This is a genomic window from Streptomyces sp. DSM 42067 (assembly GCF_055792885.1).
Genome location: NZ_CM147706.1, coordinates 611,985 through 633,040, shown reverse-complemented (window position 1 = coordinate 633,040; position 21,056 = coordinate 611,985). Strand labels below are relative to the sequence as shown.

The 21,056-nt window shown below is 70.7% G+C and carries 17 protein-coding genes; 9 read left to right on the top strand and 8 right to left on the bottom strand.

The window, feature by feature from the left end:
• Window positions 1-48 precede the first annotated feature (48 nt).
• The 6 genes from ACSMXV_RS03255 to ACSMXV_RS03230 all read right to left on the bottom strand — a co-directional run bounded on the left by ACSMXV_RS03255 (window position 49) and on the right by ACSMXV_RS03230 (window position 7,074).
• Window positions 49-1,179: an XdhC family protein gene (locus ACSMXV_RS03255; RefSeq protein WP_473176183.1), complete on the bottom strand. Its 1,131-nt coding sequence runs from the start codon at window positions 1,177-1,179 to the stop codon at window positions 49-51.
• The gene (locus ACSMXV_RS03250; RefSeq protein WP_473176182.1) at window positions 1,172-2,323 is read right to left on the bottom strand and encodes a vWA domain-containing protein; all 1,152 of its coding nucleotides are present in this window, start codon (window positions 2,321-2,323) and stop codon (window positions 1,172-1,174) included. The genes ACSMXV_RS03255 and ACSMXV_RS03250 overlap by 8 nt, the downstream gene beginning before the upstream one ends.
• The gene (locus tag ACSMXV_RS03245; protein ID WP_473176181.1) at window positions 2,320-3,231 is read right to left on the bottom strand and encodes an AAA family ATPase; all 912 of its coding nucleotides are present in this window, start codon (window positions 3,229-3,231) and stop codon (window positions 2,320-2,322) included. The genes ACSMXV_RS03250 and ACSMXV_RS03245 overlap by 4 nt, the downstream gene beginning before the upstream one ends.
• A gap of 62 nt (window positions 3,232-3,293) precedes the next feature.
• Window positions 3,294-4,160, bottom strand: a complete 867-nt coding sequence (locus ACSMXV_RS03240) for an FAD binding domain-containing protein (RefSeq protein WP_473176180.1) — start codon at window positions 4,158-4,160, stop codon at window positions 3,294-3,296.
• Entirely contained in the window at window positions 4,157-6,550 is a 2,394-nt protein-coding gene (locus ACSMXV_RS03235; protein WP_473176179.1) for a xanthine dehydrogenase family protein molybdopterin-binding subunit, read from the bottom strand. The genes ACSMXV_RS03240 and ACSMXV_RS03235 overlap by 4 nt, the downstream gene beginning before the upstream one ends.
• Window positions 6,547-7,074: a (2Fe-2S)-binding protein gene (locus ACSMXV_RS03230; protein ID WP_473176178.1), complete on the bottom strand. Its 528-nt coding sequence runs from the start codon at window positions 7,072-7,074 to the stop codon at window positions 6,547-6,549. Before ACSMXV_RS03230 ends, ACSMXV_RS03235 begins: the two co-directional genes overlap by 4 nt.
• 349 nt (window positions 7,075-7,423) lie before the next feature.
• Here ACSMXV_RS03230 and ACSMXV_RS03225 point away from each other — a divergent pair, with 349 nt between their 5' ends.
• The gene (locus ACSMXV_RS03225) at window positions 7,424-8,902 is read left to right on the top strand and encodes a hydrolase (protein ID WP_473176177.1); all 1,479 of its coding nucleotides are present in this window, start codon (window positions 7,424-7,426) and stop codon (window positions 8,900-8,902) included.
• 55 nt (window positions 8,903-8,957) lie between these two features.
• Here ACSMXV_RS03225 and pgm read toward each other — a convergent pair whose 3' ends face one another.
• The gene (gene pgm / locus ACSMXV_RS03220) at window positions 8,958-10,598 is read right to left on the bottom strand and encodes a phosphoglucomutase (alpha-D-glucose-1,6-bisphosphate-dependent) (RefSeq protein ID WP_473176176.1); all 1,641 of its coding nucleotides are present in this window, start codon (window positions 10,596-10,598) and stop codon (window positions 8,958-8,960) included.
• A gap of 270 nt (window positions 10,599-10,868) precedes the next feature.
• Between pgm and ACSMXV_RS03215 the strand changes: the two genes are divergently transcribed.
• From ACSMXV_RS03215 to ACSMXV_RS03185, 7 genes are all read left to right on the top strand, one after another.
• A complete protein-coding gene (locus ACSMXV_RS03215) occupies window positions 10,869-11,549 on the top strand; it encodes a FadR/GntR family transcriptional regulator (protein ID WP_473176175.1) in 681 nt (226 codons plus the stop codon).
• The gene (locus tag ACSMXV_RS03210; protein ID WP_473176174.1) at window positions 11,546-13,039 is read left to right on the top strand and encodes an amino acid permease; all 1,494 of its coding nucleotides are present in this window, start codon (window positions 11,546-11,548) and stop codon (window positions 13,037-13,039) included. The genes ACSMXV_RS03215 and ACSMXV_RS03210 overlap by 4 nt, the downstream gene beginning before the upstream one ends.
• An 11-nt stretch (window positions 13,040-13,050) precedes the next feature.
• Window positions 13,051-14,085 (top strand): asparaginase, encoded by a 1,035-nt coding sequence (locus ACSMXV_RS03205; RefSeq protein ID WP_473179220.1) that lies wholly within the window; start codon window positions 13,051-13,053, stop codon window positions 14,083-14,085.
• An 85-nt stretch (window positions 14,086-14,170) separates the two neighbouring features.
• Window positions 14,171-15,598: an aspartate ammonia-lyase gene (gene aspA, locus ACSMXV_RS03200; RefSeq protein ID WP_473176173.1), complete on the top strand. Its 1,428-nt coding sequence runs from the start codon at window positions 14,171-14,173 to the stop codon at window positions 15,596-15,598.
• Window positions 15,599-15,809: 211 nt separating this feature from the next.
• Window positions 15,810-16,703 carry a glutaminase gene (locus ACSMXV_RS03195; protein ID WP_473179219.1) on the top strand — a complete coding sequence of 298 codons (894 nt, stop codon included), beginning with the start codon at window positions 15,810-15,812 and terminating at the stop codon, window positions 16,701-16,703.
• Window positions 16,604-17,500 carry an NADPH-dependent F420 reductase gene (locus ACSMXV_RS03190; protein WP_473176172.1) on the top strand — a complete coding sequence of 299 codons (897 nt, stop codon included), beginning with the start codon at window positions 16,604-16,606 and terminating at the stop codon, window positions 17,498-17,500. Before ACSMXV_RS03195 ends, ACSMXV_RS03190 begins: the two co-directional genes overlap by 100 nt.
• A gap of 274 nt (window positions 17,501-17,774) precedes the next feature.
• Window positions 17,775-18,410: a class I SAM-dependent methyltransferase gene (locus tag ACSMXV_RS03185; protein WP_473176171.1), complete on the top strand. Its 636-nt coding sequence runs from the start codon at window positions 17,775-17,777 to the stop codon at window positions 18,408-18,410.
• A gap of 53 nt (window positions 18,411-18,463) precedes the next feature.
• Here the strand turns inward: ACSMXV_RS03185 and ACSMXV_RS03180 are convergent, their stop codons facing one another.
• Window positions 18,464-19,273, bottom strand: coding sequence for an HAD-IIA family hydrolase (locus ACSMXV_RS03180; RefSeq protein WP_473176170.1), 810 nt, complete (start codon window positions 19,271-19,273; stop codon window positions 18,464-18,466).
• A gap of 274 nt (window positions 19,274-19,547) precedes the next feature.
• On the opposite strand from ACSMXV_RS03180, the gene ACSMXV_RS03175 reads away from it, so the two are divergent.
• Window positions 19,548-21,002 carry a basic amino acid/polyamine antiporter gene (locus ACSMXV_RS03175; RefSeq protein ID WP_473176169.1) on the top strand — a complete coding sequence of 485 codons (1,455 nt, stop codon included), beginning with the start codon at window positions 19,548-19,550 and terminating at the stop codon, window positions 21,000-21,002.
• The last annotated feature ends 54 nt before the right edge of the window (window positions 21,003-21,056 follow it).

Genomic DNA, 21,056 nt, shown 5'->3' with positions numbered 1-21,056 from the left:
GTTCCTCGCTCGCTCGACGCGTTCCTCACCACTGCAGCCCACTGCAGCTCACTGCGGCGCGGTGTTCGACTGCGGTGCCGTGTTCGGCGGATGGATCGCCCCGGCAGTCTCCGTCAGCGGAGTGCCGGTACCGCCCCAGCGCAGGGCGACGATCTCCGCAGCGACGGAGACGGCCACCTCCTCGGGCGTACGGGCCCCGAGGTCGAGGCCGACCGGCGACCTGAGCCGGTCCAGCTCCTCCTCGCCGACCCCCGCCTCCCGCAGCCGCTTCATACGGTCGTCGTGGGTGCGGCGGCTGCCCATCGCACCGATGTACGCCGCAGGGCGGCGCAGCGCCTCCTCCAGTAGCGGCACGTCGAACTTCGGGTCATGGGTGAGCACGCAGATCACCGTGCGGTGGTCGGTGTCGGTGCCGCTCAGATAGCGGTGCGGCCAGTCCACGACGACCTCGACGCCCTCCGGGAACCGCTTCGGCGTGGCGAACACCGGCCGGGCGTCGCACACCGTGACCCGGTAGCCGAGGAAGTCGCCGATCCGGGCCACCGCGGCCGCGTAGTCGATCGCGCCGAAGACCAGCATCCGCGGTGGTGGGGCGAAGGAGTGGAGGAACACCGTGACGGCGTCCTCGCGCCTCTCCCCGTGAGGGCCGTAGTGCCGCTGCCCGGTGGCGCCCTGCGCCAGCTCGCCCCGCGCGTCCGCGGTGACGGCCACGTCCAGTCCGGTCGAGCCCAGTGACCCGGACACCCGGTCCGGCCACACGGCCAGCGTGGCGCCGCGAGGTGCCGGGCCGTCGATGACGGTCGCGACGGTGACCGGCCGGCCCGCGGCGACCGACTCGGCGACATCACCGAACGAGGGGTCCGTTTCCGGCGACACGGACCGTACGAGCAGCGTGATCTCGCCGCCGCAGGTGAGGCCGACGGCGAACGCGTCGTCGTCGCTGTAGCCGAACGTCTCGAGTTGTGCCTCGCCGCTCTCCACGACCTCCTGGGCCAGCTCGAAGACGGCGCCCTCCACACAGCCGCCCGAGACGCTGCCCACGACCTCGTCACCCGGGCCCACCGCCATCGAAGCCCCCGGATCGCGCGGTGCGCTGCGGCTGACCGCGACGACGGTGGCCAGCCCGAACGGCGACCCCTGCGCGTACCACTGGCTGAGCGCCGGAAGGATCTCACGCATCGTCCGCTCCTCTCACCACCGCCGCCAGACGCTCCAGCGCGGCCAGGCTGTGTCCCTCGACGAAAGCGTCCACGCTCGGCAGCGCCGCCGCCATACCGGCCGCCAGCGGTGCGTAACCGGGCCGGGCCTTGCGGGGATTGGCCCAGACGACCCGGTGCGCCAGCCGGTGCAGCCGCCGCATCTGGCCGGCCAGCAGCGCCGGGTCCCCGCGCTCCCAGCCGTCGGAGAGCACGACGACGACCGCGCCGCGCGCCATGCCGCGCTGCCCCCACCGGTCGAGGAAGCCGCGCAGCATCTCGCCGAGCCGGGTGCCGCCGCGCCAGTCCGGTACGGCGGCCGCGACCGCGTTCATCGCCATGTCGGGGTCCCGGTGGGCCAGTTCACGGGTGACCCGCGTCAGCCGGGTGCCGATCGTGAACACCTCCGTGCGGGCGCGCTCCCGGGCCGGCGCGCCATGCGTGGCGGCGTGCGCGAAGCGCAGCAACGCATCCGCGTACGGGGCCATCGAACCGCTGACGTCCACGAGCAGTACCACCCGGCGCGGCCGGTCCGCCCGGGCGTGGCGGCGCAGCCGGGCGGGTTCCCCGCCGCGGCGGAGCATTTCCCGTACGGTCCGGCGCGGGTCGACGGTTCCGCGCCGCGCCGGGTGGAGGCGTGCGGTGCGCCGCGGCTCGCCGTAGAGCGCGAACGCGGCCAGCAGCCGCCGCAACTGGTCGCGTTCGGCCGCCGTCAGCTCGGCCAGGTCGCGGTGGCGCAGCACCTCGGTGGAGCTCGCCAGCGCGGCCGCCGGAGGAGCGTCCTGCTCGGTGCGTGGCGCGGGAGCAGGCGAGGGGCCCGTGTCCCGTACGACCAGCCGCAGCCGTGGTGGGGGAGTGGGACGCGGGAGACGGCCCCGCGCGTCGGGCCCGGGGCCGAAGTACCCGCCGAAGACGCGGTCGTAGCGCTCCAGGTCGTCCCGGTTGCCGCACAGGGTGAGCCTCCCTGCCCAGTACACGTCGGAGCGCAGCCCCGGACGCAGGACATCCAGCGCGCCCAGGAACGCCTGGACGCGGTCGGGCCCGGCGTCCACGCCCGCCGCACGCAGCGCCCGGGCGAACCCGACCAGTACCGCGGGGCCGTCGGCTGTCGTCGTCACCGTACTCACGCCCCGCGTGCCGCCAGGATGGCGGTCATGTCGAGCCCGCGGGCGCGCTCGGCGTCCTCGCGGTACTTGAGCACCGATCCGAGCGTGGCCACCGCCAGTTCCGCGTCCAGCTCGGTGGCGCCCAGCGCGTCCAGGGCCTCGGCCCAGTCGATGGTCTCGGCCACACCGGGCGGCTTGAGCAGGTCCTCCGCGCGCAGGGCCTGCACCAGGGCCGTCACCTGCTCGGCGAGCCGCAAAGTCACCCCGGGGAGCCGCCTGCGGACGATGGCCAGTTCGCGGGCGAATCCGGGATGGTCGAACCAGTGGTACAGACAGCGCCGCTTCAGCGCGTCGTGCACCTCGCGGGTCCGGTTCGAGGTGAGCACCACGACCGGCGGGGACTCGGACCGCAGCGTGCCGAGTTCGGGGATCGTGACCGAGTACTCCGACAGCAGCTCCAGCAGGAAGGCCTCGAACTCGTCGTCCGCCCGGTCCACCTCGTCGACGAGCAGAACCGACGGCTGTGTCTCCAGGGCCCGCAGCAGGGGCCGGGCCACCAGGAACCGCCGGTCGTAGAGTTCGCCTTCCAGCCGCTCGGCGTCCGTGATCCCGGCGGCCTCGGCGGCCCGCAGATGCAGCAGCTGCCGAGGGAAGTCCCAGTCGTACAGGGCCTGGGAGACGTCGATGCCCTCGTAGCACTGCAGCCGGATCAGCGGGGCGCCGAGTATCTGAGCGAGGGCGGACGCGAGCGAGGTCTTGCCCACGCCCGCGTCCCCCTCGCAGAAGATCGGCCGGTGCAGCTTCAGGGCCAGGAAGCAGGCGATGGCCAGCCCGTCGTCGACGAGATAACCGGTCTCCTCCAGCCGGGTCCGCACCTCGTCCGGACCGGTCGGCAGGCCCTCGCCGGCACCGCCTGCTGCTCGGCTCATCCGCATGTTCCGCTCATCGGCCCGTTCATCGGGGCGATCCGCTCATCCGTCCGATCGGCCCCTCACTCCATCCTGGCCGCGGCCAGGACCGCACGCCGCGTCAGAACTCGGGCGAGGTGCTCGCGGTACTCAGGCGACGCCGACACATCGGACGACGGGTGCGTGCCGTCCGCCGCGGCCTCGGCGGCCCGCGCCACCGGGTCCGGCTCGGCCGCGGCGCCCACCAGCGCCGCCTCCGTCGACTCCGCACGCACCGGGGTCGTACCCATGTTCGTCAGCCCGATACGGGACTCGGTGATACGGCCGTCGTCGCGCCGCACCATGGCCGCAACGCCGACGATCGCCCAGGACTGCGCGACCCGGTGGAACTTCTCGTAGTGGAAGCCCCAGCCCTCCGCCGCGGCCGTCTTCGGCACGCGTACCTCCACCAGCAGCTCGTCCGGCTCCAGCGCGGTCTGGAGGTAGTCGGTGAAGAAGTCGCGCGCCGGGATGGTGCGCCGCCCCTGCGGACCCGCGGCGACCAGCTCGCCGTCGAGCGCCAGCACCACTGCGGGCAGATCGCTTGCCGGGTCGGCGTGGGCAAGCGAACCGCCCAGGGTGCCCCGGTGGCGTACGGCCGGATCGCCGACCTCGGCGGTCGCCTCGGCCAGCAGCCCGGCGTACTGCCGTACCAGCGGATCGTGGATGACGGCGTGGTGCGTGGTCATCGCGCCGATGACCAGCTTGTCGCCGTCCTCGTGTACGCCGCGCAGCTCCGGGATCCGGCCGATGTCGACGACGAGATCGGGGAAGGCGAGCCGTAGCCGCAGGATGGGCAGCAGGCTCTGGCCGCCGGCCAGCACCTTCGTCTCGCCCTGCGCGTCCGCGAGGGTGCGTACGGCCTCGTCGACCGTCTCCGGCCTCGCATAGTCGAATGCCGCGGGAATCATGCCGTGGCCTCCTTCGCTGCCCGCGCCTGCCTGATGGCCTGCCAGACCCGCTGCGGAGCGCACGGCATCGGCACGTCCGTGACGCCGAGCGGCCGCAGCGCGTCCACGATCGCGTTCACGACGGCCGGGGTCGAGGCGATCGTGCCCGCCTCGCCGACTCCCTTGACACCGAGCGGGTTGGAGGCGGCCGGGGTCTCGGTCCGGTCGGTGACGAACTCGGGCAGGTCCGGGGCGCCGGGCACCAGGTAGTCCGCCATCGTGCCGGAGACCAGGTTGCCCTCCTCGTCGTACACCGCCTCCTCGTACAGCGCCTGCGCGATGCCCTGCGCCAGGCCGCCGTGCACCTGCCCCTCGACGATCATCGGGTTGATCACGCGGCCCACGTCGTCCACGCAGACGTAGGACCGGATCCGCACGTGCCCTGTCTCGGTGTCGACCTCGACCGCGCACAGGTGGGTGCCGTGCGGATACGAGAAGTTCTCCGGGTCGAGCAGATGCTCGGCGTTGATCGTCGGCTCCATGCCGTCCGGCAGGTCGTGCGACGAGAACGTCTCGAACGCGATCTCCTGGATGGTCTTGCGCGCCTCCGGGGAGCCCTTCACGGAGAAGACACCGTCCTTGAAGTCCAGGTCCCCTTCGCTCGCCTCCAGCAGATGCGCGGCCACCTTCCGGGCCTTGGCCACCACTTTCTGGGCCGCGTGATGCACCGCGGCGCCGCCGACCACCAGCGAGCGGGAGCCGTAGGTGTCCATGCCCTGCGGGGAGGTCAGCGTGTCGCCGTGCAGCACCTCGACGTCCTCGAAGGGCACCCCGAGCGCGTCGGCGGCGATCTGGCTCCAGCTGGTGACATGCCCCTGGCCGTGCGGGCTGGTGCCGGTGACCACCTCGACCTTGCCGGTCGGCAGCATCCGGATGCTCGCCGCCTCCCAGCCGCCCGCCGCATAGCGCAGATCGCGCAGCACCCGGCTCGGCGCCAGACCGCACATCTCGGTGTACGTCGACACGCCGATGCCCAGCCGCACCGCGTCACCGCTCTCGTTACGTTTCTGCTGCTCGGCACGCAGGTCGTCGTATCCGAAGCGGGCAAGTGCCTTCTCGGTGGCAGCCTCGTAGTTGCCGCTGTCGTAGGTGAGGCCCGCGATCGTCGTGTACGGGAACTCGTTGTGCTCGATCCAGTTGCGGCGGCGCAGCTCCACCGGGTCGAGGTCGAGTTCGGCCGCGAGCTCGTCCATGATCCGCTCGATGGCGAACGTCGCCTCGGGCCGGCCGGCGCCCCGGTAGGCATCGGTGGGCGTCTTGGTCGTGAAGACGCCGGTACAGGTGAAGGAGTACGCGTCCATCTTGTAGATCGCCGGGTACATGAACGCGCCCAGGATCGGGATCCCCGGCGTGACCAGCATCAGATACGCGCCCATGTCCGCCAGCAGGTCGACCTTCAGGCCGAGCAGCTTGCCCTCGCGGGTCGCGGCGACCTCGATGTCCTGGATCTGGGCGCGGCCGTGGTGCGTGGCCAGATAGCCCTCGGAGCGGGACTCGGTCCACTTCACGGGCCTGCCCAGCTTCCGGGCGACGGCCAGCGCCAGCGCCTCCTCGCCGTACACCTGCAGCTTGGAGCCGAAACCGCCGCCGACGTCCGGCGCGATCACCCGCAGCTTGTGCTCGGGGACGCCGGTGACGACGGACAGCATGATGCGCAGGATGTGCGGGATCTGCGTGGCGGAGTAGACGGTGTACTCGCCGGAGGCGGCCTGCGGGCTGACGACGACGGCACGGGGTTCCATGGCGTTGGGGATCAGCCGCTGTTGCGTGTAGCGACGCTTCAGGACGACATCCGCACGTGCCCTGACCTCGTCGTAGTTCAGCCCGGTGGCCAGGGGCCAGACGTAGCAGCGGTTGGTGCCCTTGTCGGAGTGGACCAGCGGGGCGTCGCCGGCGAGTGCGGCCTCCAGGCCGAGGACCGGGGGCAGCGGTGTGTAGTCGACCTCGACGGCCTCCAGGGCGTCGGCCGCCGCGTACCGGTCGCGTGCGACGACGACGGCCACCGGGTCACCGGCGTAGCGGACCTCGTCGACCGCGATCGGCGGGTGGTCGGGCAGGACGATGTCCTCGGTCACGGGCCAGGCGCAGGGGAGCGAGCCGAGCCCCTCGGCGAGATCGCGGCCGCTGAAGGCGGCGATGACTCCTGGGCGTTCCCGGGCGGGCGCGACATCGACGCGGTCGATCCGCGCGTGGGCCATCGGGCTGCGCAGGATCGCCATGTGGAGCAGTCCGGGCACCGTGATGTTGTCGGTCCAGTTGGTCTGTCCCGTGACGAGACGGGCGTCCTCCTTGCGGGGGCGGGCGCGGCCGACTTCGCGCTGGTCCGCGCGGTTGGTGAGCTGGTCGGTCATACGGCCGCCTCCTTGACCGAGGTCTCCTGACCTTTCTCCTGACCTGAACCTGTGCCGTGCGCGGAGCCGTTGCCCGCGGCGGCGAGGACCGCGTTCACGATGTTCTGGTAGCCGGTGCACCGGCAGAGGTTGCCCTCCAGCGCGAGGCGCACCTCGTCGGCGGTCGGGTGCGGGTTCTCCTCGAGCAGGTCCCGGGCAGCCATGATCATCCCGGGTGTGCAGAAGCCGCACTGCAGCGCGTGCTGCTCGTGGAACGCCTTCTGGAGCGGATGCCAGTCGCCGTCCGTGGCGAGGCCCTGGATCGTCGTGACGGCGCATCCGTCGGCCTGGACGGCGAGCACCGTGCAGCTCTTGACGCTCTCGCCGTCCAGGTCGACCGTGCAGGCCCCGCAGTTGGTCGTGTCGCAGCCCACGGGGGTGCCGGTCAGGCCCAGCCGGTCGCGCAGATAGTGGACGAGGAGCAGCCGGGGTTCCACATCGTCCTCGTACGTCGTGCCGTCCACCTTCACCGAAATGCGGGTCATGTGTGTCCTCCCAGAGGACCGGGCGAGGGGTATCAGCTGTCTGGACGTGATGTACGTCACTCTAGGACCGGCCCGTGGGCGGCGCGAGTGTTGCGGCAGGCATTTCCCCGGCGCCGGGGAGCGTGGTTGGGCCAAGCGGCGGCGGCTGATGCGGGGGCGGGAAGAAGGGGTCCTGTGGTGTCGTGCGCGGCTGCGGCGATGGCCGGCGGGGCCTGTTGCGAGGAGGTGATTGTCATGTACGGTGCACCCGCTCCCGCATGGCTCAACCACTCGTCGATCCCTCGGGTCTACGCGCGAAGACCCGACGCTCGCACCGCTCCTTCCCCCACCCCTCACGGAGGTATGCCGGATGCTCGGATCCAGAAGATCCCGCCGCAGAATCTCGGGCGCCGCGGTCCTGGTCGTCGCCTGTGGACTGCTGTCCGCGGGCACGGCCGCGGGCACGGCAGGCGCCGCCCCGGCCGACGCGGCGTCCACCCAGTCCGCCTCGGCTGCCGCGGCCACCCCCCACCGCGTCCTCTTCGACAACTCCAAGGCCGAGACCGCCGGCAACGCCGACTGGATCATCAGCACCAGCCAGCCCGACCCGCTCGCCCAGGACGCCACCCCCACGGCGGAGACCGACTGGACCGGCGCCCTCTCCTCCTGGGGCGTCGCCCTGCAGCAGACCGGCAGCTACTCGCTCAAGACGCTGCCTTCAGGCAGCACCATCACCTACGGCACGTCCGCGGCGCTCGACCTGCAGAACTTCGACACCTTCGTGCTGCCCGAACCGAACGTCCTGCTCAGCAGCGCAGAGAAGACCGCCGTGATGAACTTCGTGAAGAACGGCGGCGGGCTCTTCGTGATCCCGAATCACAGCGGAGCCGACCGCAACAACGACGGCTACGACGGCGTCGAGGTCGTCAACGACCTGATGAGCAACAACAGCGTCGACAGCACCAACCCCTTCGGCTTCACCGTCGACTCCCTCAGCATCAGCAGCGAGAACCCCAAGGCCATCACGGACACCGCCGACCCGGTGCTCAACGGATCCTTCGGCAAGGTCACCGGCAGCATCATCCGCAGCGGTACGACCGTCACGCTCAGCCCGTCCGCGAACTCCTCCGTCAAGGGCCTGGTCTACCGCCCCGGCTACTCGGGCAACACCGGCGCGTTCTTCGCGACGAGCACCTTCGGCAGCGGCCGTGTCGCGTTCTGGGGAGACAGCTCACCCATCGACGACGGCACCGGCCAGTCCGGCAACACGCTCTACGACGGCTGGAACGACACCGCCGGCACCAACGCCGAGCTGGCCCTCAACGCCACGGAGTGGCTGTCGGGCGGCGAGGGCGACGGTGGGGGCGGCGGCACCAGCTGCACGGCCCGCCAACTGCTCGCCAACCCCGGCTTCGAGTCCGGCGCCACCTCCTGGTCCGCCACCAGCGGTGTCATCACCAACGACTCCGGCCAGGCCGCCCGCACCGGCTCGTACAAGGCCTGGCTCTCCGGATACGGCTCCGCGCACACCGACACCCTGTCCCAGTCGGTGACCATCCCCTCCGGCTGCTCGGCGGCCCTCAGCTTCTATCTGCACATCGACACGGCCGAGACCACGACCACCACGGCCTACGACACCTTGAAGGTCCAGGTCCTCAACAGCAGCGGCACGGTCCTTTCCACCCTGGTCACGTACTCCAACCTCAACGCCGCGACCGGCTACACCCGCCGGACCTTCGACCTCAGCACCTACGCCGGCCAGACGGTCACGCTGAAGTTCACCGGCACCGAGGGCTCCGTCCTGCAGACGTCGTTCGTCATCGACGACACGTCGTTCGATGTGAGCTGAAAGTCGTAACGCCGCAGGTGGGGGCCGGGATTGCAGGACCCGGCCCCCTTTCGCGTCAGCCGCCCAGCGCCGCCGACACCACGCCCTTCGCCTCCTCCTGCACCTGCGCGAGGTGCTCGGATCCCAGGAACGACTCGGCATAGATCTTGTAGACGTCCTCGGTGCCCGACGGGCGGGCCGCGAACCAGGCGTTGGGGGTGGTCACCTTGATGCCGCCGATGGACGCCCCGTTGCCGGGCGCCTCGGTGAGCACGGCGGTGACCGGCTCCCCGGCGAGCGCGTCCGCGGTGACCTGCTCCGGCGACAGCTTCGCGAGGACGGCCTTCTCCTCGCGGGACGCGGGCGCGTCGATACGGGCGTACGCGGGCTCGCCGAAGCGCTCGGTCAGAATGGCGTAGTGCTCCGAGGGGGTCTCCTCGGTGACGGCCAGGATCTCCGAGGCGAGCAGGGCCAGGATGATGCCGTCCTTGTCGGTGGTCCACACCGAGCCGTCGCGACGCAGGAACGACGCCCCGGCCGACTCCTCGCCGCCGAAGCCGAGCGAGCCTCCGACCAGCCCGTCCACGAACCACTTGAAGCCGACGGGAACCTCGACCAGATCACGTCCGAGGTCCGATGCGACCCGGTCGATCATGCTCGACGACACCAGCGTCTTGCCGATTCCCGCGTCGGCGGGCCACTGGTCGCGGTGGGTGTAGAGGTAGGCGATGGCCGCGGCGAGATAGTGGTTGGGGTTCATCAGACCGCCGTCCGGCGTGACGATGCCGTGCCGGTCGGCGTCGGCGTCGTTGCCGGTGGAGATCTGGTAGCGGTCGCGCTGCTCGATGAGCGAGGCCATCGCGTACGGCGACGAACAGTCCATACGGATCTTGCCGTCCCAGTCCAGCGTCATGAACCGCCAGGCGGGGTCCGTCAGCGGGTTGACCACCGTCAGATCCAGCCGGTGCTGCTCCGCGATCCGGCCCCAGTACGCGACCGACGCTCCGCCCAGCGGGTCGGCGCCGATACGCACGCCCGCCGCGCGCACCGCATCGAGGTCCAGCACGCTCGGCAGGTCCTCGACATAGGCGCCGAGGAAGTCGTACCGCTCGGTGGTGGGCGCCGCCAGGGCCTGGGTGTAGGGAAGCCGCCGGACCTCCTTCAGGCCGCCGGCGATGATCTCGTTGGCGCGGTCCTGGATCCAGGAGGTGGCCTCGGAGCCGGCCGGGCCGCCGTTCGGCGGGTTGTACTTGAAGCCGCCGTCGGCGGGCGGGTTGTGCGAGGGGGTGACCACGACGCCGTCCGCGAGGCCCGCTCTGCTGGCGCGGTTGTGGGTGAGGATGGCGTGCGACACCGCAGGGGTGGGGGTGTAGCCGTTGTGGGCGTCGATGAGCACCGTCACGCCGTTCGCGGCGAACACCTCGATGGCCGTCACCTTGGCCGGTTCGGAAAGCGCATGGGTGTCGGCGCCGAGGAACAGCGGCCCGTCGGTGCCCTGACGGGCCCGGTACTCGCAGATGGCCTGGCTCGTCGCCGCGATGTGGTCCTCGTTGAAGGCCGTGGAGAGCGACGATCCGCGGTGGCCGGACGTGCCGAAGGCCACGCGTTGACCCGGCTCGGCCGGGTCGGGGTGCAGCGCGTAGTACGCGGTCACCAGCCGGGCGACATCGATGAGGTCCTCTGGCTGGGCCGGCTGCCCCGCCCGCTCGTGCTGCATGAGCCCGCTCCTCCGCGTCGGTTGTGCGTTCGGTTGTGGGCCCATTTTCCCGGTTCCCAGGGGTGATCCGCGAGTGCGCCCCCGGCCGGGTCCGGGAGTGGCCGGGTAGCGAGTTCCAGGAAACCGGGCCCACCGCCCCACGGAAATGAATGGAAATGAACGGCAATGCATACGAACCCTTGACAGCTTCGTCCGGCCACCAGGAGTATCGGTCCCGTGAACTTGTCAGACAGCCAGACAGGTGGCTCGGTGCCTCGTCGCGTCAGCGCGATGGAAGCGGTCCTGAACCACCTGCGCAGCGCCATCGAGCGCGGTGACTACGCCGTGGGGGACAAGCTCCCCTCGGAAGCCGAGCTCTGCCGCCGGCTGGAGGTCAGCCGGCCCGTGCTCCGCGAGGCGCTGCGCGCCCTGCAGACCATGGGCCTGACCGCCTCCCGCACCGGCAAGGGCACCTTCGTCATCTCCAACGGTCCGGTCGATGACCCCACCTTCGGTGACTACGCGGCGAGCGACCTCCTCGAGGTCCGCCGCCACGTCGAGGTCCCGGTGGCGGGCTATGCGGCGGCGCGCCGTACGCCCGAGGACCTCGATCACCTCGCCCACCTGCTGGAGCGGATGGAGCGCGAGACCGACACCACCGCATGGGTGGCGATGGACACGCTCTTCCATCTCGCCGTCGCCCAGGCGGCGCAGAACCCCGTCTTCCGCAAGGTGATCGAGGAGATCCGGGACGCTCTGGCCCGGCAGTCGACGTTCCTCAACGAACTCGGCGGACGGCGCGAGCAGTCCAACCGCGAGCACCGCGCGATCGTCGAGGCGCTGATCGACGGTTCCGAGCACGACGCGGTGGAGGCCATGTCCCACCACCTCGACCGGGTCGAGACGACCCTCACCGACATCGTGCGCCCCCCGCGCACGGCCACACCCGCGGAAGGCGGACCCGAGGCGTGAGCGAGCAGTCCCTTCAGGAAGACGCCATACGGACCGGGCCATCGGCCGGCCACGACGACGCCGGAACCGGGCATGTCAACGCCCGAACCGAGCATGTCGACGCCGGAGACGCGGGCTACAGCAAGTCGTTGAAGTCCCGGCACGTCAACATGATCGCCATCGGCGGCGCCATCGGCACCGGGCTCTTCCTCGGCGCGGGCGGCCGCCTCGCCGACGCGGGCCCCTCCCTCTTCGTCGCCTACGCCGTCTGCGGCGTCTTCGCCTTCCTCGTCGTGCGGGCGCTGGGCGAACTCGTCCTGTACCGGCCGTCGTCCGGCGCCTTCGTGTCGTACGCCCGGGAGTTCCTCGGCGAGAAGGGGGCGTACACGGCCGGCTGGATGTACTTCCTCAACTGGGCGACCACCGGCATCGCCGACATCACCGCGGTGGCCACCTACACGCACTACTGGGGCATGTTCTCGGACATCCCGCAGTGGGTGATCGCCCTCATCGCGCTCGCCGTCGTGCTGACCGTGAACCTCATCTCGGTGAAGATCTTCGGCGAACTGGAGTTCTGGTTCGCCATCGTCAAGGTCGGCGCGCTCGTGATCTTCATGTGTATCGGCATCTTCCTGCTGGTCACCCAGCACCCCGTCGACGGCACCACCCCCGGCCCGTCCCTGATCACCGACAACGGCGGCGTCTTCCCCAACGGCCTGCTGCCGATGCTGCTCATCGTCCAGGGCGTCGTCTTCGCGTACGCCTCCGTCGAGCTGGTCGGCGTCGCGGCGGGCGAGACCGAGAACCCCGAGAAGATCATGCCGAAGGCGATCAACTCCATCATGTGGCGCGTCGGTCTCTTCTACGTCGGCTCCGTGGTGCTGCTGTCGATGCTGCTGCCCTGGTCGTCGTACACCGCCGGCGAGAGCCCGTTCGTCACCGTGCTGTCCAACATCGGGATCCCGGCGGCGGGCGGCGTGATGAACCTCGTCGTGCTCACCGCGGCCATGTCGTCGCTCAACTCCGGTCTGTACTCCACCGGCCGCATCCTGCGCTCCATGGCGATGTCCGGCTCCGCACCGAAGTTCACCGGCGTCATGAGCCGCAGCCACGTCCCGTACGGCGGCATCCTGCTCACCAGCGGCATCTGCGTCCTCGGCGTCGGACTCAACTTCGTGGTGCCCGCCGACGCCTTCGAGATCGTGCTGAACTTCGCGGCGATCGGCATCCTCGCCACCTGGGGCATGATCATGATCTGCCACCTGATGTTCTGGCGGAAGACGCAGAACGGCGAGCTGTCCCGGCCGGGTTACCGGCTGCCCGGCTCGCCGTGGACCGAGATCGTCACGCTGGCCTTCCTCGCGTCCGTGCTTGTCCTGATGTACGCCGACGGCGGCGCCGGCCGTACGACCGTGCTGTGCCTGCCGCTGATCGTGGCGGCCCTGGTGGCCGGCTGGTACGGCATACGCGGACGGGTCGCCCGTAGCAAGTCCTCCAAGGTGAATGTGTGAACCACGCAGTGTTGTACGGAAGTCCGGTGGCCGAGGCTCCCGTGATCCGGGACCCCCTCCACGCCCCTGTCGCCCACCTCATCCGGGGTGGGGTCGTCGAAGGCGTCCACTACGGCTCGGTCGTCGTCCTGGGCGGCGACGGAGCCGTGGAGTTCCAACTCGGTGACACCGAGGCCGCCTTCTACCCCCGCTCGGCCCTCAAGCCCGTGCAGGCCGTGGCGATGCTGCGGGCCGGACTGCCGCTCGACGGCGAGCTGCTCTCGCTGACCGCGGCCAGCCACTCCGGCGAGGAGCGCCATCTCGCCGGGACCCGGCGGATCCTGGAGTTGGCCGGCCTCGGCGAGGACGACCTGCGCAACGTGCTGGACCTGCCGTTCGACCCGGTGGTGCGGGAGGCCTGGGTGCGCGAGGGGCGGCTGCCGTCCCGGCTCGCCCAGAACTGCTCGGGCAAGCACGCGGCGATGCTCTACACGGCGAAGCTCAACGGCTGGTCGCTCGACGACTACCTCGACCCGGCCCACCCGCTCCAGCAGGCGATCGCGGAGATCGTCGAGGACCTCACGGGGCAGCGCATCGCCCAGGTGACCGTCGACGGCTGCGGCGCGCCTCTGTTCGCCGTCTCCCTGCAGGGGCTCGCGCGCGCCGCGGCCCGTATCGTCACCGCCCCGCCGGGCACCCCCGAGGCGCGGGTGGCCGACGCGATGCGCGAGCACGCCGAGATGGCCTCGGGCTCCGGGCGCGACGTGGCCGCGCTGATGCGGGCGGTGCCGGGGCTGCTCACCAAGGACGGCTTCGAGGGCGTGCAGGTCGCGGCGCTGCCGGACGGCCGCGCCGTCGCCGTGAAGATCGCCGACGGCGCGGACCGGGCGCGCATACCGGTGGCCGCGGCCGCCCTCGCCCGCTGCGGCGTCGACCCGGCGGCACTCGCGGAGTTCGCCACAGGGCCGCTGCTCGGCGGCGGCGCGGTGGTCGGTGGCGTCCGGCCGGCGCCCGCTCTCACCGACGACGCCCTTGCGGCCACGACGCCGGGCGCCGCGTACGCCTGAACCGTCGCGGCGCGCGCGTACGTCGGCTTCACCCAGTGCCCGATCACCCGACTCCCGTAACTCCTACAGGAAGACCCTCACCGAGATGACCGCCGCATCCCACCGCAGCGAACACGATCTGCTCGGGGACCGCGACGTCCCCGCCGAGGCGTACTGGGGCATCCACACCCTGCGCGCCAAGGAGAACTTCCCCATCACGGGCACGCCGATCTCCGCCTACCCGCATCTGATAGACGCGCTCGCCGCCGTCAAGGAGGCCGCCGCCCGCGCCAACGAGGAGCTCGGCCTGCTGGCTCCGGACAAGGCGGCCGCCATCGTCGAGGCCTGCCGGGAGATCCGGGACGGAAAGCTGCACGACCAGTTCGTCGTCGACGTCATCCAGGGCGGCGCCGGCACCTCGACGAACATGAACGCCAACGAGGTCGTCGCCAACCGGGCGCTGGAACTCCTCGGCCATGCCAAGGGCGAGTACGAGTACCTGCACCCCAATGAGGACGTCAACCTCGGCCAGTCGACGAACGACGTCTACCCGACCGCCGTCAAGATCGCCACGGTCTTCGCGGTGCGCGGCCTGCTGAAGGCCATGTCCGTGCTGCAGGATGCGTTCGCCCGCAAGGCCGTCGAGTTCCGCGATGTGCTGAAGATGGGCCGTACGCAGTTGCAGGACGCGGTGCCCATGACGCTCGGGCAGGAGTTCTCCGCGTACGCGGTGATGCTGGACGAGGACCGCAGCCGCCTCGCCGAGGCCGTCGAGCTGGTCCACGAGATCAATCTCGGCGCCACCGCGATCGGCACCGGGCTCAACGCCCCCGCCGGATACGCCGAGTCGGCGCGCCGCCATCTCGCCGCGATCACCGGTCTTCCGCTGGTGACCGCCGCGAACCTGGTCGAGGCGACGCAGGACTGCGGCGCGTTCGTCCAGATGTCGGGTGTGCTCAAGCGGGTCGCCGTCAAGCTCTCTAAGAGCTGCAACGACCTGCGGCTGCTCTCGTCCGGTCCGCGTGCGGGCCTGGGCGAGATCAACCTGCCGCCGGTGCAGGCCGGTTCGAGCATCATGCCCGGCAAGGTCAACCCGGTCATTCCCGAGGTCGTCAACCAGGTCGCCTTCGAGGTGATCGGCAACGACGTCGCCATCACCATGGCCGCCGAGGCCGGGCAGCTCCAGCTCAACGCCTTCGAGCCGATCATCCTGCACTCCCTGTCCGAGAGCATCACCCACCTCCGCGCCGCCTGCCTCACGCTCGCCGAGCGCTGCGTCGAGGGCATCACCGCCAACACCGAGGTGCTGCGCGCCACCGTCGAGAACTCCATCGGCCTGGTCACCGCGCTCAACCCGCACATCGGTTACACCGCGGCCACGGCCATCGCGAAGGAAGCCCTCACCACCGGGCGCGGGGTTGCCGAACTCGTCCTCGAGAAGGGCCTGTTGCCCGCCGAGCGCCTCGCCGCGCTGCTGAGCCCGGAGCGGGTCGCGGGCACCGGTGCGCGCGCCGACATGCCCCTGCCGGGCTGAACCGGTCCGGCAGCCGAGTCGGCTCGCATGCCACTGCCACTGGGTGGCGGCAGAATGAGCCTGTGATTCGAACATGCGCGCAGTGCGTGCGCCCCGTGGGCCTCGTCCCGCGGGGCGCATCCGCCGTGCCGCACCGCCGTACGAAGCCGGAGTGACCGTGTCGCCGTCCTTGTCCTCCTCAACGACCTCCTCCTCGGCCTTCCGGCCGGTCCTGGAACAGATCGCGGCCGACATCGCGGGAACGCCCGGCCGCGGCCGTCCGGCCGACTACATACCGGCACTCGCCTCGGTGGATCCGCGCCGCTTCGGCATGGCCGTCGCGGAACTGGACGGCACGGTGTACGGCGTCGGCGACTGGCGGCACCCCTTCTCCGCCCAGTCCATCACCAAGGCCTTCACCCTCGCCCTGGTGCTGTCCCGCGAGGGCGAGGAGCTGTGGGAACACGTCGGCCGGGAGCCCTCCGGCAACCCCTTCAACTCGCTGGTCCAGCTGGAGTACGAGAACGGGATCCCGCGGAATCCGTTCATCAACGCGGGCGCCCTCGTCGTCACCGACCGCCTCCACTCACTGACCGGCGACGCCGTCGGCACCCTGCGGGAGTTCCTGCGCGCCGAGAGCGGCAACCCTGATCTGACCTTCGACGAGGCCGTCGCCGCATCGGAGTCCGCGCACGGCGACCGCAATGCCGCCCTGGCCCATTTCATGGCGTCCTACGGCAACATCACCAACCCGGTCCCGGTGCTCCTCGACCAGTACTTCCGGCAGTGCTCGATCGAGGCCTCCTGCGCCGATCTCGCCCTCGCCGCCGGGTTCCTGGCCCGCCACGGCGTCCGCGCCGACGGCTCCGAACTGCTCACACGCAGCCAGGCCAAACAGGTCAACGCCGTCATGCTCACCTGCGGCACCTACGACGCGGCCGGCGACTTCGCCTACCGCGTGGGCCTGCCCGGCAAGAGCGGCGTGGGCGGCGGCATCGTCGCGATCGTCCCCGGCCACTGCACCCTGTGCGTGTGGAGCCCGGGCCTCGACGAACGCGGCAACTCGGTGGCGGGCGTCGCGGCCCTGGACCGGTTCACGACACTGACGGGCCTTTCCGTCTTCTGACCGGTCATACGGCATCGTCTGACCGGCATACGGCTGCCTCATCCGACCGGCTACGGCATCAGCGGAATACGACCACCGCAGCGCCGGTTGGCGCCCATATGGCAACTCTCGGACTGATCGGCAGCGGAAACATCGGCTCCACCCTGGCCAGGCTCGCGGTCGATGCCGGCCTTGACGTGGTGCTCAGCAACTCACGTGGACCAGAGACTCTGGCGGACCTGGTGGCGGAGCTCGGACCGCGGGCGCGCGCCGCGACGCCCGCCGAGGCGGCGGCCGCGGGGGACTGGGTGGTGGTCAGCATCCCGCTGAAGAACTACCGCCAGGTCCCGGTGGAACCGACGACCGGCAAGATCGTGCTGGACACGAACAACTACTATCCGGAGCGCGACGGGCGCATCCCCGAACTCGACGCGGAGGAGACCACCACCAGCGAGCTGCTCCAGCGACATCTGCCGGACGCCAAGGTGGTCAAGGCCTTCAACAACATTTTCTTCAGGCATCTGGCCTCGCTCGCCCGGCCATCCGGCGCTCCCGACCGCTCGGCCCTGCCGATCGCGGGCGATGCCCCCGAGGCAAGGGCGTCCGCGGTGGAGCTGCTCGACCTCCTCGGCTACGACGCCGTCGACGCGGGGACGCTGGCCGACAGTTGGCGCTTCCAGCGCGACACGCCCGCTTACGTCGTTCCGTACGCGAAGAATCCGCAGGGCCTCGGAATCTCGGCAGACGACCCGGGGGCGAGCGCCGATGCCGCGACGCTGCGAGCGGCTCTGGCCGCGGCCGAGCGCCCCGGCAGCTGACCCGCTCACCTCACCTCACCTCACCTCCCCGACGCCGGACCGGGGCCCGTGAGGCGTACGCGTGTCGAACCCGGCGGCCTCTGCGGCGGTGAGTCCGCCGGAGAGGCCGCCCGCGGCGGACCCGTTTGCCGGACCGGCAACATTTCTTGTGCCAGTTGCGACGGTGGCGCATGGTCGAGGCAGCGCAGACCCGCTACGCCAGGTCGGCGCATACGCCACGCAGGGCGCGACGTGCGACACGCACGCCACGCACGACACGAAGGACGACACGCGGATGACCGACGACAGCTTTTCGGCCGAGGAGTACTGGGACGGCCGGTACGCCGAGAGCGATCGCATGTGGAGCGGGAAGCCCAACCCCGTCCTGGTCCGGGAAGCGGCCGGCCTCCAGCCGGGCAGGGCCCTCGATCTGGGATGCGGTGAGGGCGCCGACGCGATCTGGCTGGCCGGGCAGGGCTGGCAGGTCACCGCCGTCGACATCTCCCGCCTCGCCCTCGAACGCGCCGCCGCGCACGCCGCAGCGGAAGGCGTCGCCGACCGTATCGACTGGCAGCAGCACGACCTGGCCGCGTCCTTCCCGGACGGTGCCTTCGACCTCGTCTCCACGCAGTTCCTGCACTCTCCCGTCGAGATGCCGCGGGAGAAGATCCTGCGGAACGCAGCCGCGTCCGTCGCGCCCGGCGGAGTCCTGCTCATCGAAGGGCACGGCGGTTTCCCCGCCTGGGAGCACAAGCACCATCCCGACCTGCACTTTCCGACGCCGGACGAGGTCATCGACGATCTCGGCCTGCAGGACGGGCAGTGGGAGGTTCTGCTCAGCGAGGAGCACGAACGCATCCAGAATGACCCCGAGGGACGGCCGAGGACCAGGAAGGACAACACCGTCAAGATCCGCCGCCTGCCCGCCTGACCCGAGGGGGCGGCCACGGCCGAGGCCCCGGTTCGCGCCGGTGACCAGCGTGATCATCGCGAACCCGCCGAGGAGAGCCGGTCGAGCAGGGCGGGCAGGTCCGCGAAGGAGTCCAGGACGTGGTCGGGTGTGCCGCTCGCGGCCCGATGGGTCTCGGGCAGGTACTTGCCCGTTTTGACGAGGACGCCGGTGATGCCGGTGCGCTGCGCTGCGAGCACGTCGGACTCGATGTCATCGCCGGCCATCAGCGCTTCGCCGGGGCGCGCGCCGAGGCGCCCCAGCGCCGTCTCGAAGAACGCGGGTGCGGGTTTGCCGGTGATCTCGGCCTCCGTACGCGCGGCCCGCTCCAGGCCGATTAGATACGCGCCCGTGTCCAACTGGAGCCCCTGGTCGGTACGCCAGTACAGATTGCGGTGCATGGCCACGAGCCGTGCTCCCTGCTGGAGATGCCCGAACACCCGGTTGAGCGAGGCATGGTCGAACTCGGGTCCGGCGCCGCCCACGATGACGACATCAGGGACGGTGTCCATGTCGTCATCGTCGATGAGCGACACGCCCGCGAGGTCCTCGCGGATGTCACCGCTGTTGAGCAGGGAGCACCGCGCGCCGGGGAAGTGCTCGGTGAGATAGGCCGCGGTGACCGCGGGTGCGGTGAGGATGTCCTCGGCGTCGACGGGGAAGCCCTCCGCGGCGAGGGCGTCCGCGATCGAGGCGCGGGTACGGGACGTCGTGTTGGTGATCAGGCTGACGGCAGGCCCGGATGCCCGTATGTGCCGCAGCGCTTCGACCGCGCCTGGAAGCGCCTTCCACGAGACGGTGAGCACACCGTCGATGTCGATCAGGACCGCGCGTACTGGCTCCATGCAAGGACGATACGACCCCGGGCCGCGGCACCCGAATGGCCGCCAGTGCCCGCGAGGGACGCGTGGTCGGTGTCGCGGCCGCCTGTGTGCGGGTTCTCGGCGCGGCAGCCGCCCGGACACGCCGCGTCCCGGGTGTGTCCGCCGCGCATGCAAACGGACTATCGCGACATTTCACCATGTTGCTGGCTAATATCTCTGGGGCGGGGAGGTGCCGACAGACCCGTCAACACACCGAGAATCGACCCGGGAATCCGGCCGCACCAGTAGGACGGACATGACCCACACCGAATCGGACACCGACACCGAGGCTCCCTCGCATCCCGCCAAACTGTCGCTGCTGACACTCGCCATGATGGTCGTCGGCTCGATGGTCGGGGCGGGCGTCTTCTCGCTGCCGGCCCGGTTCGCCGAGGAGACCGGGGTGGCCGGTGCGCTGATCGCGTGGGCGATCGCCGGCACCGGCATGCTGATGCTCGCCTTCGTCTTCCAGATGCTGGCGATCCGCAGACCCGACCTCGACTCCGGGGTCTACGCCTACGCCAAGGCGGGCTTCGGCGAATACCTGGGCTTCTTCTCGGCGTTCGGCTACTGGGCCAGCGCCTGCGTCGGCAACGTGACGTACTGGGTGCTCATCATGTCGACGATCGGTGCCGTCGCGCCCGCTCTCGGCGAGGGCGACACCGTCCTCGCGGTGGTGCTCTCCTCGCTGTGCCTGTGGTCGTTCTTCTTCCTGATCAAACGGGGCGTCAAGGAAGCAGCGGCCATCAACCGGATCGTCACCGTGGCCAAGGTCGTCCCGATCGTGGTCTTCGTCATCATCGCGCTGTTCTATCTCGACCCCCAGGTCTTCGCCGACAACTTCCGCGGCGCCGACTACGCGGGCTCACTGTTCGAACAGGTCAAAGGCACCATGCTGGCCACGGTCTTCGTGTTCCTCGGCGTGGAGGGCGCCAGCGTCTACTCCCGCCACGCCAAACGGCGCGAGGACGTCGGGCGCGCCACGGTGCTGGGATTCCTGAGCGTGTTCGCCATCTTCGCGTCGGTCACGATCGTGTCGTACGGCATGCTGCCGATGAGCGAGATCGCCGATCTGCGCCAGCCCTCCATGGCCGGCGTGCTGGAGAGCGCGGTCGGCACCTGGGGCAAGGCCTTCGTCAGCGTGGGGCTGATCGTCTCCGTGCTCGGCGCCTACCTCGCCTGGACCCTGATGGCGGCCGAGGTGCTGTACGTGGCCGCGCTGGACAACGACATGCCCCGGTTCCTGCGGCGCGCCACCGACGCCGACGTGCCCGTGCCGGCGCTGCTGATGACGACCGTCCTCGTCCAGATCTTCCTCTTCGTCACCCTGTTCTCCGCGGACGCCTTCAACTTCGCCCTCGATCTGACCAGCGCCCTGACCCTGATCCCGTTCCTGCTCGCGGCGGCCTTCGCCGTCAAGGTCGTCGGGGTGCGACGGTCCGGCGACGGACGGGGCGTGGGCTCGGCCGCCAACATCGTCGTGGCCGTGCTCGCCACGCTCTACACGCTCTTCCTGCTCTACGCCGCAGGTCCGAAGTACCTCCTGGTGTCGTTCATCATCTACGCACCCGCAACGGTGCTGTTCGTGATGGCCCGCCGCGAGCAGGGCAGACGGCTGTTCTCGCCGGGCGAACTGATCATCCTCGCCGTCTCCGTGGCCGGGGCGGTGATGGGCGTCATCGCGCTGGCGGCGGGCTGGATCAGCCTCTGACCGGCCGCCGGCCCAGCCCCTGACCGGCAGCCCGGTCGCGTCCCCGGGACCGCC